15 protein-coding genes are annotated in these 14,485 nt (G+C 32.9%); 14 read left to right on the top strand and 1 reads right to left on the bottom strand.

Features of this window, described 5'->3' with window-relative positions:
• Positions 1 to 10: 10 nt before the first annotated feature.
• Positions 11 to 1,189: an acyl-CoA dehydrogenase gene (locus GKR88_20800; GenBank protein ID QMU66484.1), complete on the bottom strand. Its 1,179-nt coding sequence runs from the start codon at positions 1,187 to 1,189 to the stop codon at positions 11 to 13.
• Positions 1,190 to 1,399: 210 nt separating this feature from the next.
• Here GKR88_20800 and rnpA point away from each other — a divergent pair, with 210 nt between their 5' ends.
• From rnpA to GKR88_20730, 14 genes are read left to right on the top strand one after another with little or no spacing between them, the layout of a single operon-like run.
• Entirely contained in the window at positions 1,400 to 1,768 is a 369-nt protein-coding gene (rnpA, locus tag GKR88_20795) for a ribonuclease P protein component (GenBank protein QMU66483.1), read from the top strand.
• A gap of 3 nt (positions 1,769 to 1,771) precedes the next feature.
• Positions 1,772 to 3,403 carry a PDZ domain-containing protein gene (locus GKR88_20790; protein QMU66482.1) on the top strand — a complete coding sequence of 544 codons (1,632 nt, stop codon included), beginning with the start codon at positions 1,772 to 1,774 and terminating at the stop codon, positions 3,401 to 3,403.
• A 37-nt stretch (positions 3,404 to 3,440) separates the two neighbouring features.
• Entirely contained in the window at positions 3,441 to 5,120 is a 1,680-nt protein-coding gene (locus GKR88_20785) for a hypothetical protein (protein QMU66481.1), read from the top strand.
• 32 nt (positions 5,121 to 5,152) lie between these two features.
• On the top strand, positions 5,153 to 6,190 hold the full coding sequence (locus GKR88_20780) for a hypothetical protein (GenBank protein QMU66480.1): 1,038 nt from the start codon (positions 5,153 to 5,155) through the stop codon (positions 6,188 to 6,190).
• 5 nt (positions 6,191 to 6,195) lie between these two features.
• A complete protein-coding gene (rfbB, locus tag GKR88_20775) occupies positions 6,196 to 7,206 on the top strand; it encodes a dTDP-glucose 4,6-dehydratase (GenBank protein QMU66479.1) in 1,011 nt (336 codons plus the stop codon).
• Positions 7,206 to 8,063 (top strand): glucose-1-phosphate thymidylyltransferase RfbA, encoded by an 858-nt coding sequence (gene rfbA / locus GKR88_20770; GenBank protein ID QMU66478.1) that lies wholly within the window; start codon positions 7,206 to 7,208, stop codon positions 8,061 to 8,063. The genes rfbB and rfbA overlap by 1 nt, the downstream gene beginning before the upstream one ends.
• On the top strand, positions 8,060 to 8,629 hold the full coding sequence (gene rfbC, locus GKR88_20765) for a dTDP-4-dehydrorhamnose 3,5-epimerase (protein ID QMU66477.1): 570 nt from the start codon (positions 8,060 to 8,062) through the stop codon (positions 8,627 to 8,629). The genes rfbA and rfbC overlap by 4 nt, the downstream gene beginning before the upstream one ends.
• A complete protein-coding gene (gene pseB / locus GKR88_20760; protein QMU66476.1) occupies positions 8,613 to 9,632 on the top strand; it encodes a UDP-N-acetylglucosamine 4,6-dehydratase (inverting) in 1,020 nt (339 codons plus the stop codon). The genes rfbC and pseB overlap by 17 nt, the downstream gene beginning before the upstream one ends.
• Positions 9,629 to 10,774 (top strand): UDP-4-amino-4,6-dideoxy-N-acetyl-beta-L-altrosamine transaminase, encoded by a 1,146-nt coding sequence (gene pseC / locus GKR88_20755; GenBank protein QMU66475.1) that lies wholly within the window; start codon positions 9,629 to 9,631, stop codon positions 10,772 to 10,774. The genes pseB and pseC overlap by 4 nt, the downstream gene beginning before the upstream one ends.
• Before the next feature lies 1 nt (position 10,775).
• Positions 10,776 to 11,477: a pseudaminic acid cytidylyltransferase gene (gene pseF, locus GKR88_20750; GenBank protein QMU66474.1), complete on the top strand. Its 702-nt coding sequence runs from the start codon at positions 10,776 to 10,778 to the stop codon at positions 11,475 to 11,477.
• Complete coding sequence (gene pseG / locus GKR88_20745; GenBank protein ID QMU66473.1) at positions 11,455 to 12,471, top strand: UDP-2,4-diacetamido-2,4,6-trideoxy-beta-L-altropyranose hydrolase; 1,017 nt, start codon at positions 11,455 to 11,457, stop codon at positions 12,469 to 12,471. Before pseF ends, pseG begins: the two co-directional genes overlap by 23 nt.
• A 1-nt stretch (position 12,472) precedes the next feature.
• Complete coding sequence (locus tag GKR88_20740) at positions 12,473 to 13,114, top strand: methionyl-tRNA formyltransferase (protein QMU66472.1); 642 nt, start codon at positions 12,473 to 12,475, stop codon at positions 13,112 to 13,114.
• Positions 13,107 to 13,787 carry a methionyl-tRNA formyltransferase gene (locus tag GKR88_20735; GenBank protein QMU66471.1) on the top strand — a complete coding sequence of 227 codons (681 nt, stop codon included), beginning with the start codon at positions 13,107 to 13,109 and terminating at the stop codon, positions 13,785 to 13,787. The genes GKR88_20740 and GKR88_20735 overlap by 8 nt, the downstream gene beginning before the upstream one ends.
• The gene (locus GKR88_20730; protein ID QMU66470.1) at positions 13,765 to 14,475 is read left to right on the top strand and encodes a PIG-L family deacetylase; all 711 of its coding nucleotides are present in this window, start codon (positions 13,765 to 13,767) and stop codon (positions 14,473 to 14,475) included. Before GKR88_20735 ends, GKR88_20730 begins: the two co-directional genes overlap by 23 nt.
• The last annotated feature ends 10 nt before the right edge of the window (positions 14,476 to 14,485 follow it).

Genomic DNA, 14,485 nt, shown 5'->3' with positions numbered 1-14,485 from the left:
TATATAAAAGTTATTTAAAACCATTTAACCCTGTGATATCTAAACCGGTAATTAACAGATGTATATCGTGTGTCCCTTCATAGGTTATCACACTTTCCAGATTCATCATATGGCGCATAATAGCATATTCTCCTGTAATTCCCATACCTCCTAATATTTGACGAGCTTCTCTTGCCACATTCAGTGCCATTTCCACATTATTGCGTTTTGCCATAGAAATCTGGGCAGAAGTGGCCTTATCTTCATTGCGAAGCGTTCCTAATCTCCATGCCAGTAACTGTGCTTTTGTAATTTCCGTAATCATTTCCGCTAATTTCTTTTGTTGTAATTGAAATTGACCAATGGGTTTTCCAAATTGAATGCGTTCTTTACTATAGCGCAGAGCAGTATCATAACAATCCATAGCAGCACCAATGGCTCCCCAGGCGATTCCATATCTGGCAGAGTCCAGACAACCTAAAGGAGCACCTAAACCGGATTTATTGGGCAATATATTTTCTTTGGGAACTTTTACATTATCAAAAATCAGCTCTCCGGTAGCAGAAGCTCTTAAAGACCATTTATTATGTGTTTCAGGAGTAGAAAACCCTTCCACTCCTCTTTCAACAATTAATCCGTGAATTTTTCCTTCTTCATTTTTTGCCCAAACCACAGCTATTTGAGCAAAAGGAGCATTGGAAATCCAAAGTTTTGAGCCGTTTAGTAAAAAATAATCTCCTTTATCTTTAAAATTAGTTACCATTCCCCCCGGATTGGATCCGTAATCCGGTTCGGTCAGTCCAAAACAACCCATCCATTCTCCGGTAGCTAATTTCGGTAAGTATTTTTGTCTTTGCTTCTCATTACCATATTTCCAGATAGGGTACATTACCAGTGAGGACTGTACGGAAGCAGTGGAACGAACACCGGAATCACCTCGTTCTATTTCTTGCATGATCAAGCCATACGAAATTTGATCTAGTCCGGCCCCTCCGTAACCCGGCGGAATATAAGGGCCAAAAGCACCTATATTCGCTAAACCCTTTATGATATGATCCGGAAACGCTGCTTTTTGAGCATACGCTTCTATGATGGGAGAAACCTCTCTTTTTACCCACTCCCTGGAAGCTTCTCGTACTAATTTATGCTCATCATTTAGCAAATCATCTATTTGATAATAATCCGGTGCTTGAAATATATCTGGTTTCATGATACATACAGTGATTATGTGTTCTCAAAAGTACATGAATTTTTTCATTTGAAAGTTCACAAAAACAAATGAAAAAAATTTATGGACTAACGAAGTGGTTACTGAAGTGAAACTAAATTTTGATTAAAAAATACAAAATTTAGTTTTTTACAGAAGAAAATAACAATTTAAAACCATTAAAAAACACTACTTTTCTGTAAGTTTGTGAGCATGAAATTTACGCTGGGGAAATACGAACGTTTAAAAAGCAAAAAGTTGATAACTCAACTCTTTGAAGAAGGAAGGAGCTTAAAAATATTTCCGCTTAGATTGGCATATTTACAAACTGAGCACACATCAGGTTTTCCTGTTCAGGTAGGTTTTTCCGTTTCTAAAAAGCAATTTAAAAAAGCAGTAGATAGAAACAGGATAAGACGACTTATAAAAGAAGCGTACAGACATGAAAAATATACGGTTTATGATGTTACCAATGCTACTTTTATGATTACCTTTATTGGTAAGAAAAAACCAATATATGCAGATATTCAAAAAAGTATGAGCAGCTTATTGAAGTTATTTTTGAAAGAACTAAAACAGTGAATTATGAAAGGCAGGATTAAGAGATATTCGGGATTTTTTATTTTAACAGTATTCATTTTTATTTCATTTTCCTTTAAATCTGATTTTTTTGAAGTAGCAAAACAAATAGAAATATACAATACATTGTTTAAAGAGTTAAATATGTATTATGTAAATGAGATCAATCCTGCCGAATTAACAACGAAAGCAATAAAATATACATTGCAAGATTTGGACCCATATACAAATTATTACAACGAACAGGATGTAGAAGAAGCAAAAATCAGGAGAGAAGGAGCATATGCAGGTGTAGGAATTTCTACATACTATGATAAAAAAGGAATTATTATAACGGAAATTTACAAAGGATATTCGGCAGATAAGAACCACTTGAAAGCAGGAGATATGATTATTAAAGTTGACGGACAATATCTGGAAGATATGAAGAGCGATCAAATGTCAGAACTCTTAAAAGGAGCACCAAATAGTACTGTTGAAGTAACCGTCTTAAGAAACGGAACGAGTTTCGATATAAAATTGACCCGGGAAAAAATTACAATAAATCCGGTACCTTTTTATGATTTGATCGATGAAGAAACGGGTTATATAGTGCTTACACAATTTAGTAATAAAGCATCTGTGGAAGTAAAAAAAGCTTTTAGAAAGCTGAAGGAACGCGGAATGAAAAAATTGGTTTTCGATTTAAGAGGAAACCCGGGAGGGTCTCTTTTGGAAGCAATTCATATCTCCAATTTCTTTTTGCCGAAAGGAAGCACGATTGTATCTACAAAAGCAAAGGTTAAAAAATGGAGCAATACATACAGGGCAGCGAATACTCCATTAGATTTGGATATACCGGTGATTGCCTTAATTAACGGTAGTTCGGCATCTGCCTCGGAAATAGTTAGCGGAGCACTGCAAGATTATGACAGAGCGGTCATTATGGGAGTGCGATCTTTTGGGAAAGGATTGGTGCAGCGTTATAGACCCCTCAGTTATGGGGCACAATTAAAAGTAACGATTTCCAAGTATTATACTCCAAGTGGAAGGTGTATTCAAGAGTTGGATTATGCCAATAGGTATGAAAATGGGCATGTACCTAAATTTTCAGAAGCCGGGGTTCATACATTTACAACAAAAAACGGAAGAACTGTTTTTGGCGGAGGAGGGATTTTACCGGATGTCGAGATCAAAATACCTGAACAAACAAGTCAGGCCGAAGAATTAATTAAATCCAGAGTAATATTTAACTATGCAATAGCTTATTTTAATGAAAATAAAGAAATTGTCGAAGTTGAAAAGTTTAACTTTTCCGATGCTGATTTTAAAAAGTTTCAAAACTATTTGACAACCGATACTACTTTTATAACCAGGCAAGAACGTCTTTTTAAAAAAGCAAATGATGCTGTTTTAGATTCGAAATTCATACGTCAGGAATATAACAGTATTCTGAAAAAGTTAACAATAGATAAAGTCAATCAAATATCAAAAAATAAAGATGTTATAAAAGAACTTTTAAAAGAAACTATCATTTCCGGGTACTATTACAAAGAAGGTGTTTATAAGAATAAACTAAGAAACGATAAGGTCATTTTAGATGCAGTAAAACTCTTGAAAGACACAAACAGATACACTTATATTTTGTTAAAGAAGTAACTCAAGACTAAATTAATATCTTTGCTCTAAAATAAGGATGTTTCAGAATAAATATAAAGATAGAACCAGAGCTCAGGAATCTACGAATGCCATAGAAAAATTATATATTTCTATGCGTCATCTGTTTAGCAGAGGTTTTTATAAACCCATGGGTGTTTCGGGAGAAACCCTGAGAAAATCACTACTACTCTTACAACCGGAAATATATGGATCTATAGCAGAAGACAGAGTTGAATTAAACGGACTGATATATGTAGTTGAAAGATTGCCGGAAGGTATAGAGGAATGTCAGTTTATAAATCTAACTGCAGATGAAGGGTATGCCAACTCCCATTTTAAAACCATTATTCCACCTAAAAGAAGACGAAATTGTTATCGTATAGATAAAGATCAAATGAACATTGAAATTACCAGAGGGAGATCTGAAATTTATGATATCCTAACTCATATTACTTTTTTATTTATCGAGTCGCACAAAATAAAAGATAAAGTATTGTTAGATGAAGAAGGAAAATGCATACGAGAATGGGAGCATTTGGAAAAAGTTGTTTTATACCATAAACAATTAAACGATAAGGAAAGAGAGGTTACTCTTGTACATTTAGCAAGTGTTTTAGGAAGAACTTATAATGAAGTATTACAAGTTTATAAAGCTTTTTTGTCTGAAGAAAACCACAATAGGTTTTTTCAGCTTATTTATTGGTTGGGAAAATTGGCAATCAATGAAATTTGTGATGCTAAAAAACGAGTTGTAATATTTAGCTCGGTCTTAAATGAACAAATAGGACATCATATTTACGGAGAAATATGGGCAAACAACATCAAAAAAACACTCTTAGGGAATGACTTATTAGAGAGGCCTATACATATCATTAGTGCAAACATGCACAGTGTATTAAATTCTATATACGCGCGGAAAGCGTTGCCTAATGAAGCAAAAAAGAACAAAGATTTTTCATTATATGAATTGTTAAGTACCGGAGAAAGTAAAGAGTTACGAAAAGAGATAAAAAAATATGCTTTAAAAAACGGGTTAATTTATGTAAGGGACACATCCGGAACAAATATCAACGTTCAAATTATTGATACCGGTAAAATTGATTTTGAAAACTCCGGATACCATAAGGTAAACGCTTCAGGGCAGCACCCGGTAATTATTGTGACGGACTACGCTTTTGGAGAGCAAGCTTATGAAACTATGGATGAGTTGTTAAAACCATATAAAACAGAAACGGATACAATTCACTTAGATGTACAGTCCATCTCTATTATGGGAAAAGCGGGAATTTTAGATGGAGGTAAGGGAGATATTATGATTCCGTCCGCACATATTTTTGAAGGAACAGCAGATAATTATCCGTTTAAAAATGAGTTGACAAAAGAAGATCTGGAGGGTTTTGGAGTACAATCTTTTGACGGAGCTATGGTAACGGTTTTAGGGACATCTCTCCAAAATAAAGACATTTTAAAATTCTTTCACAACTCTACATGGAACGTTATCGGTTTGGAGATGGAAGGAGCGCATTACCAAAAAGCGATTCAGTCTGCTTCTAAAATAAGAGGAAATATTTCCAAGGATGTAAAGGTTCGGTATGCTTATTATGCATCGGATAACCCGTTAAAAACAGGAGCAACCTTAGCTTCGGGAGGATTAGGAATGTCAGGAGTAAAACCCACTTATGCCATTACGCAAAAAATACTAGAACAAATTTTTTAGAGTTATATAGAATAAAATTAATCAGATTTAATATGTCAGCAAAACAGAGCAAAACCGAAGAAGAAGTGGATTTAGGGTCATTATTTACAATCATTGGTAAGGGGGTTTCCAAAGTTTTTAATTTTATAGCAAATATTTTTATAGCAGTATTTAATACATGTATAATACTGTTGTTATTTTTAAGAAAGCACGTAGTTAAAATGATTGCCGTTGGTATCGTTTTTGGCATTGTAGGATTTATTTTAGAATATAATGATGATGATATATATGATTCCAAAATGCTTGTGAAACCGAATTTCAATAGTGTCAGACAACTTTATGCTAATATTGAACTTTATAATAATTTAATTTATCAGGAAGAATTTAATTTATTAAAGGAAATATTTAAAATTAGTGAAGAAGAAGCCATCTCATTAAGGTTATTTTCAATAGAACCTGTTGAAAACGAAAATGACATTATTAATGCCTATGATAAATTAACTCTTTCGGTTGATACTCTGGCAATAAAAAATTATGAGTTAGAAGATTTCAAAAAATCTTTTACGAGCTATGATTACATAGTTTATGAGATAAAAGTAAAATCTACAAACAATAAAATTTTTGCAAAACTTGATGATATTATCTTATCTTCAATAAAAGATCATGACTATTTTAAAAGAGTAAAAGAAACGGAAAACTTAAATTTGGACAGGAGTTATGCTTTGTTACAAAAAAATATCAAAGAAGCAGATACGCTGAGAAAAGTATATACAAAAGTTCTTTTGGAAGAAGCGAAGAAACCTACAACGGGTACTTCTATAGATATGGGAAATAGAAATAACAAAGATAAAGAGCTAGAGCTTTTTAGGACTAGTAGGGAAATAAATTCCAGATTATCTCAAATTGCTATAAACAAAACAAATAAAAAGGAAATAATAAACGTTATTTCCAGTTTCCAGGTTATAGGAACAAAAGTAGGTGGGTTAAAAAACTCAAAAACATTTGTCTTTTTTGTATTTGGAGTTTTGGTAACATTACTTGTCTTATTATTAAAAGAGGTAAATATCTTTTTGAATAATTATAAAAAATAATTATAATGGATACCATTTTAGTTACGGGAGGAGCGGGATTTATCGGTGCAAATTTTATACCTTATTATCTGAAAAGTAATCCGAACACTAAAATTGTAAATATTGATGTATTGACATACGCAGGAGATTTAAGGAATTTGAAAGATATTGAACACCACCCGCAATATTCATGTATAGAAGGAGATATTTGTGATAGAAACCTTATAGAGAAGCTGTTTTCAGAATATCGTTTTACAGGAGTCATTCATTTTGCTGCCGAATCACATGTAGACAATTCTATAGATCATCCGGATTTATTTGTAAAAACCAATGTGTTCGGAACGTTTAATTTACTGGACGTGGCAAAAAAATATTGGATGGAAGCTCCAAATGTATCTAAAAAAGAGTATAAAGATGTCAGGTTTCACCATATTTCAACGGATGAAGTATACGGAACCTTGGGAGAAAAAGGTTTTTTTACGGAAAGAACACCTTATGCACCAAACAGCCCTTATAGTGCTTCCAAAGCATCTTCGGATTTTTTAGTAAGGAGCTATTTTCATACTTATGGAATGAATGTGGTAACTACGCATTGTTCAAATAATTACGGGCCAAAGCAACATGATGAAAAGCTAATTCCAACTATTATCAGAAAAGCAATTTCCGGAGAAACCATTCCCATTTACGGGGATGGACAAAACATCAGAGATTGGTTATATGTTTTAGATCATTGCAAGGGAATTGAATTGGTATATAAAAATGGCCGTATAGGAGAAACGTATGCTATTGGTGGAAGGAACGAGCGAAGCAATCTATATATAGCTCATACTATTTGTGAGTTATTAGATCAGATAAAACCTAAAAAGTCATCGTATAAAACTCAAATACGCTTTGTTGAGGATAGGCCGGGTCACGATTTCCGATATGCAATAGATGCATCTAAAATTGAAAACAACCTGGGGTGGAGAGCTGACGAAAATTTTGAATCGGGAATACTAAAAACCATCAAATGGTATTTAAATAAATATAAGTATTAATGAAAGGAATAGTTTTAGCAGGCGGTTCGGGCACAAGATTACACCCGCTTACATTAGCAGTGAGTAAGCAATTGATGCCTGTATATGATAAGCCGATGATATACTATCCTATAGCTACTCTGATAGCTTCCGGAATTCGTGAAATATTAATAATATCCACACCTCAGGACCTACCTCTTTTTAAAAAATTACTAAATAATGGGAGTCAGGTTGGATGTACATTTGAATATGCTTCACAAGAACATCCAAACGGTTTGGCCGAAGCTTTTATTATTGGAGAAAAATTTATAGGAAACGATAAAGTTGCGTTGATTCTAGGAGATAATATTTTCTATGGGACAGGATTGTCCGGATTATTGAGGGCAAATAATAACCCTGAAGGAGGCATTATCTATGCTTATCATGTTCAGGATCCGGAAAGATACGGAGTTGTTGAATTTGATGAAAAAGGAGATGCGATATCTATAGAAGAAAAACCGGAAAAACCCAAATCAAATTACGCCGTTCCCGGGATTTACTTTTACGATAACACTGTTGTGGAAATAGCAAAAAATGTAAAACCCAGTGACAGAGGAGAGTTAGAAATCACCGATATTAACAGAGATTATTTAAGTAGGGGAAAATTAAAAGTATGTATTTTAGACAGAGGCACAGCATGGCTGGACACGGGAGCTTTTCACTCCTTAATGCAAGCCTCCCAGTTTGTACAGGTAATAGAAGAAAGACAAGGGCTTAAAATAGGATCTATTGAAGCAGCAGCTTACAGAAGTGGATTTATCTCAAAAGAACAACTAAAAAAATTGGCAAAGACACTATTAAAAAGCGGGTATGGAAAAAACCTGTTAGATGTATCATGAATATTACCGAAACACATTTAAAAGGATGTTTTATTATAGAACCCGATATTTTTGGCGATGACAGAGGTTATTTTTTCGAAAGTTACAATCAACAAAAATTTGAAAAATTAACAGGGTTAAAAATAACGTTTGTTCAAGATAATCAGTCCTGTTCACAAAGAGGTGTTTTGAGAGGGTTGCATATTCAAACAGGAAAATATGCACAAGCCAAACTGGTAAGAGTTATTAAAGGAAGTGTATTAGATGTAGTGGTAGATATTCGACTCGGATCGGCTACTTTTGGGCAGCCTTTTTCAATAGAATTATCAGAAAAAAATAATAAGCAATTATTTGTGCCAAGAGGCTTTGCACATGGCTTTTCTGTTTTGGAAAATGAGACTATTTTTGCTTATAAATGTGATAATTATTACAACAAAGTAGCGGAAAGCGGAATTATATATAACGATGCGGAGTTAAACATAGATTGGATGTTGCAACCACACGAAATAATACTATCGTCAAAAGACAAAGAACTAAAAAATTTAGACAACTTGCGTAAAAAAATGAAATATGCTAAACCTGAATAAAAAATCAATTTTGATAACGGGAGGGACAGGATCCTTCGGAAAGATGTTTACAAAATTGATTTTTGAAAGGTACCCCGATGTAAAACGTCTTATTATATTTTCCAGAGACGAACAAAAACACTATCAAATGTCTATGGAGTTTCCTGAAGAAAAATATAGCAGCATACGCTATTTTATTGGAGATGTAAGAGATGCAAAAAGGTTGATTCGTGCGCTGGAAGGCGTAGATATCGTAATTCATGCAGCAGCTATGAAACATGTGCATATTGCAGAATATAACCCCATTGAATGTGTAAAAACTAATATTTTAGGAGCAGAAAATCTTATAGAAGCTTGTTTTAATACCGGAGTTAAAAATGTGGTAGCATTATCTACAGATAAAGCTGCAGCACCCATAAATTTATATGGTGCTACTAAATTAGCTTCAGATAAATTATTTGTTGCCGCCAATAATATTAAAGGAAAAAGAGATGTTAAATTTTCTGTGGTACGATATGGAAATGTAATGGGTTCTAACGGTTCTGTAATGCCCTTTTTTTTAAAAAAGAAAAAAGAAGGTTTTTTGCCTATTACCGATAAAAAAATGACACGCTTCAATATCAGCCTGGAAGATGGTTGTGAGATGGTTTTCAATGCTTTAGAAAATGCTTTTGGAGGCGAGATATTTGTGCCCAAGATACCGTCGTATAAAATTACTGACGTAGCAACAGCCATAGCTCCAGAGTGCGAACAAAAAATTGTTGGTGTCAGGCCAGGAGAAAAGTTACATGAAGAAATGATTACCTCTTCAGATTCCTTAAACACATATGACTTGGGAAAGTATTATGCCATTATCCCCATAAAACCTAATTTTGACATGCAAGAATTCATTACTGCATTTAATGCAAAAAAAGTACCGGAAGGATTTAGTTATAACTCCGGAGAAAATAAGTACTGGGAAACCTTGGAAAGCCTAAGAGAACTTATAAAAAAACACGTTGATGCTAACTTTTCTTTATCATGAAACCCATACCATATGGCAGGCAATATATAGATCAAGATGATATCGATGCGGTAGTGGAAACACTCACTGCAGACTTTTTGACTCAGGGACCCAAAATACAAGAGTTTGAACAAAAGTTTGCAGCATATGTAGGAGCAACATACGCCGTTGCCGTAACTAATGCAACTGCCGGTCTCCATCTGGCAGTAATGGCATTAGGATTAAAAAAGGGAGAACGGATCATTACCACTCCTATCACCTTTGCTGCTTCTGCAAATTGCGCCAGATATGTAGGTGCAAAGGTTTGGTTTGCAGATATAGATAAAGACACGTATTTGCTGTCATTAGAAAGTACAAAGCAATTAATTGAAAGCAAACCGAAAGGCTTTTTTACAGGAATCATACCTGTTGATTTTGCCGGGCTACCAGTGAATTTGGAAGCATTTAGAGCATTGGCAGATGCTCATGATCTTTGGATGGTAGAAGATGCCTGTCATGCCCCGGGAGGTTATTTTACAGATTCAAAAGGAGTCCGTCAAAAATGCGGAAACGGAAATTTGGCAGATGTAAGTGTCTTCTCTTTTCATCCTGTTAAACATATTGCCTGCGGAGAAGGAGGCATAATAACGACCAATTCTAAAAAAATATATGAAAAATTAAGCTTGCTTAGAACTCATGGAATCACTAAAAAAAATATGTCTCAAAATCACGGAGGATGGTATTATGAAATGCAGGAACTGGGATTTAATTATAGATTAACAGACATACAATCGGCATTAGGAATAACACAATTAGCAAAAAATGACACAGGCGTTACTAGAAGAAATCAAATTGCAGAAAAGTATAAAAAAGCATTTCATAACATCGTAAAATTTCAGAGTCTACCTTCTGGAATGTACAATGCACACCATCTATTTGTTATAGAAATAGCAAATAGAAAAGGACTGTACGATTACTTACGAGAACATCAAATTTATGCTCAGGTTCATTACATTCCAATTTATACCTTACCGTATTACAAGGAAATGGGGTATGATAATACTAATTTGACCAACGCAGAAAATTATTATGCACATTGTCTAAGTTTACCAATGTTTCCAACATTAACTGATGAAGAACAAGACTTTATTATAGAAAAAGTAGTATCTTTTGTTTGTGAGTAAGATGTTAGCTATCATACCAGCAAGAGGGGGGAGTAAAAGAATACCGAGAAAAAACATCAGACCCTTTTTAGGAAAACCTATCATAGCGTATTCGATAGAGACAGCCATACAAAGTAATTTATTTGACGAAGTAATGGTCTCTACGGATAATGAGGAAATTGCGAAAATAGCAATGGCATATGGTGCTAAAATTCCCTTTTTAAGAAGTGACGACAATTCTAATGATTTTGCAACTACAGCAGATGTGTTGGTAGAAGTTATAAAGAAATACAAAGAATTAGGAAAGGAATTTACTTATTGCTCATGTATTTATCCAACTTCCCCATTTATTACTCAAGAACTAATTAAACAATCTATAGAAAAATTAATTTCTGGAAAATTCGATTGTGTTTTCCCGATATTAAGATATAGTTTTCCAATTCAGAGAGCTATGCGAATTGATAAAGAACATAGAATCGCAATGATAAATAGTGAAAATATGTCTAAACGATCACAAGATTTAATACCATCATTTCATGACGCTGGGCAATTTTACAGTTTTCATATTAGTAAATTTTTAGAAGAGAAAAAACTTTGGACATCAAATACTAGCTATATAGAAATTAGTGAGCTAGAAGCACAAGACATTGATAATGAAACAGATTGGAAATTAGCAGAGTTGAAGTATAAAATAAAAATTGATGAAGACGAAAATATTATTTAGAGCTGATGGAAATGAAAAGATTGGGCTAGGTCATTTATATAGATTGTTTGCACTTGTAGAAATATATAAAGAGTACTATAATTATGACTTTGTAACAAGAGAAACATCTGCAACAGAAATAATACCCGATTCTTATAATATAAAGATAATACCCAAGGAATTAGCAATTTTAGATGAACCTAAGTGGCTGTCTGAATGTTACAAAGATCCAAAACTAATTATAATTGCTGATGGTTATGAATACACATCGGCCTATCAAAAACGAATAAAAGAGCTAGGATTTCAATTAATTTACATTGATGATTTAGCTATTGAAACGCTATATGCAGACTGTGTTGTAAATCATTCACCTTATGTAAAACCGAGTCATTTTTGTAAACAAGAATACACACAATTAGCTTTAGGTTTGTCTTATGCAATTTTAAGACCAGAGTTTTTAAAAGTAGCTCAAGAGAAAAAACAAATTAAAAAAATTGACTCTGTATTTATTTGTTTTGGTGGGGCAGATTTTTTTGATTTAACATATAAATCAACACAAGCTTTATTAACGTTTTCAAATGTTAAAAAAATCCACATAATTCTAGGGGCATCATATAAACACAATGCGATATATGATCTAGTGAAAAACAATAAAAATATACTTACTTTGCATTCTAATTTGAACGAATTAGAATTATTGCATATCATGAAAAAAAGTAATTTTGGAATTGTTCCTTCTAGCACTATTTGTTATGAATTATGTAGTGTGAAAATGCCAATTCTTTCAGGGTATTTTGTAGACAATCAAGAATTGATTTATAAAGGGTTTGTAGAAAAAAATGTGATATTTGAAGGGGGTAACCTTAAAAACTACTCCGTAAATGATTTTACAAAAAAAATTAATGAAATATTTCAGTACCCTAAAGAAAAATATGAAGAGCAGATAAAAAATCAATATGCCCTTTTTGATGGTCAACAAAAAGAACGATTTTTGTCTTTAATCAAAGCATTATGAAATGAAAATCCAATTATTAACAGACAACCCAAAATCATGGATAATCCCCTATGTTCATAAACTAAAAGAAGATTTAAAACTGCGCTATCCAAGTTACCGTGTTCTTCTTGTTGATGATCACGAAAAAGTGAAAGAAGGAGATGTTTTGTGTTTGTTAGCATGTGAGAAGGTTTTCAAAAAGTTAAAATTGAATACATATAATTTAGTAGTTCATGAAAGTAATTTACCAAAAGGTAAAGGATGGTCTCCAGTTACTTGGCAAGTTCTGGAAGGGAAATCAAAGATTCCTGTAACGCTTTTTGAAGCTACTGATAAAGTAGATTCGGGGAAAATATATCTACAAGATTTTATCATTTTAAAAGGAGACGAATTGTTGACTGAAATAAAACATCAACAAGGAATTATTACAAATAAATTAATACTTGAATTCATAAAAAAATATCCAAGTATAACAGGTAGAGAACAATTCGGAGAAGAAAGTTTTTATAAGAGAAGAACAGCAAAAGATAGCGAATTAGATATTCGCTCAAGTATTGATAAACAATTTAATTTATTAAGAATTTGTGATAACGAGAGATACCCTGCATTTTTTTATAAGAACGATGTAAAGTATATACTTAAAATCTTCAAAGAGAATGAATAATTTTGTAATTTTATCAGAAAAAAAATGGAATAAAACACTCAAAGAGTATTGTGAAAATATTTTTCCGGATAGCAATTGGATATTAATTAAAACTCGCGGAGAATTTACGTATGAATTTTTAAAAAAGGTAGAACCAAAAAAAATCTTTATCCCTCATTGGTCTTATATTATTCCAGAAAAAATTTTTTCAAATTTTGAATGTATTGTTTTTCACATGACTGATTTGCCTTATGGTAGAGGCGGAAGTCCATTACAGAATTTAATTATAAGAGGGCACAAAGAAACAAAAATATCTGCGTTAAGAGTTACAAAAGGAATTGATGAAGGGCCAATATATTTAAAAAAAGAGTTAAATTTATTAGGAACAGCAGAAGAGATTTTTTTAAGAGCTAATGATGTGATTGCGGAAATGATTAAAGAAATAATAATAGAAAACCCTGAACCAAAAAATCAAGAAGGAATTCCTACTTTTTTTAAAAGAAGAAAACCAGAACAAGGAGATATTGGAAACTTAGACCAACCTGAAGTAATATATAATTATATAAGAATGTTAGATGCAAAAGGGTATCCGAAAGCATTTCTGGAAACAGAATACTTAAAACTTGAGTTTAGCGGAGCTTCAATAGAATCAGATAAAATAATTTTAGCCGATGTTAGAATCATTAAGAAATAAAAAAATATTAGTTGTAGCAGCTCATCCAGATGATGAATTATTGGGTTTGGGAGCAAGTATGAATCGTTTAATTACAGAATTTGACTGTACAATCAGAGTTGTTATTTTAGGAGAAGGAATTACTTCTCGATCCGATCAAAGAGATATCGATCTTTGGGAAAAAGAATTGGAAAGTCATAGAAATAATATTGAAAATGCTAGAAAATCTATTGGGTATCATTCTGTAAGAATTCATGACTTTCCAGATAATAGGTTTGATGCTATTGATTTACTTGAAATTATTAAAATTGTAGAAAAAGAAAAACACGAATTTAACCCTGAAGTAATTTTCACACATCATGGAGGAGATTTGAATATAGATCATCAGAGAACATTTGAAGCGGTTATTACTGCCATTCGACCTATGAAGCGAGAAAAAGTGACCACGATTATTACTTTTGAAACTCCCTCTAGCACAGAATGGAGAGCATCAATAGATCCACGTCATTTTATTCCAAACCTTTTTATTGAGGTGTCTGAAGAAAATTTGAAAGCAAAAATCAAAGGTATGGAAAGTTATGAGTTTGAAAAAAGAATTTTTCCACATCCAAGATCTCCAGAAGCTTTAAGAACATTAGCAAAAAGGTGGGGAATCGTAGTTGGTAAAAACTATGCAGAAGCATTCTGCTTGGTTAGGAATATTAATTAGAATACAGATT

The sequence above is a fragment of the Flavobacteriaceae bacterium genome (genome assembly GCA_014075215.1).
Classification (GTDB): Bacteria; Bacteroidota; Bacteroidia; order Flavobacteriales; family Flavobacteriaceae; genus Polaribacter.
Note: the sequence above shows the minus strand (reverse complement) of the source record. Positions and strands in the feature narration are given on the sequence as shown.

Bases quoted from the DNA above. Each gene is read 5' to 3' on its own strand.
- GKR88_20800 (QMU66484.1), bottom strand. From the start codon at position 1,189: ATGAAACCAGATATATTTCAAGCACCGGATTATTATCAAATAGATGAT.
- pseB (QMU66476.1), top strand. From the start codon at position 8,613: ATGCTAAACCTGAATAAAAAATCAATTTTGATAACGGGAGGGACAGGA.
- pseC (QMU66475.1), top strand. From the start codon at position 9,629: ATGAAACCCATACCATATGGCAGGCAATATATAGATCAAGATGATATC.
- rfbB (QMU66479.1), top strand. From the start codon at position 6,196: ATGGATACCATTTTAGTTACGGGAGGAGCGGGATTTATCGGTGCAAAT.
- GKR88_20730 (QMU66470.1), top strand. From the start codon at position 13,765: ATGTTAGAATCATTAAGAAATAAAAAAATATTAGTTGTAGCAGCTCAT.
- GKR88_20785 (QMU66481.1), top strand. From the start codon at position 3,441: ATGTTTCAGAATAAATATAAAGATAGAACCAGAGCTCAGGAATCTACG.
- rfbC (QMU66477.1), top strand. From the start codon at position 8,060: ATGAATATTACCGAAACACATTTAAAAGGATGTTTTATTATAGAACCC.
- GKR88_20780 (QMU66480.1), top strand. From the start codon at position 5,153: ATGTCAGCAAAACAGAGCAAAACCGAAGAAGAAGTGGATTTAGGGTCA.
- GKR88_20735 (QMU66471.1), top strand. From the start codon at position 13,107: ATGAATAATTTTGTAATTTTATCAGAAAAAAAATGGAATAAAACACTC.
- GKR88_20790 (QMU66482.1), top strand. From the start codon at position 1,772: ATGAAAGGCAGGATTAAGAGATATTCGGGATTTTTTATTTTAACAGTA.
- GKR88_20740 (QMU66472.1), top strand. From the start codon at position 12,473: ATGAAAATCCAATTATTAACAGACAACCCAAAATCATGGATAATCCCC.
- pseG (QMU66473.1), top strand. From the start codon at position 11,455: ATGAAGACGAAAATATTATTTAGAGCTGATGGAAATGAAAAGATTGGG.
- pseF (QMU66474.1), top strand. From the start codon at position 10,776: ATGTTAGCTATCATACCAGCAAGAGGGGGGAGTAAAAGAATACCGAGA.
- rnpA (QMU66483.1), top strand. From the start codon at position 1,400: ATGAAATTTACGCTGGGGAAATACGAACGTTTAAAAAGCAAAAAGTTG.
- rfbA (QMU66478.1), top strand. From the start codon at position 7,206: ATGAAAGGAATAGTTTTAGCAGGCGGTTCGGGCACAAGATTACACCCG.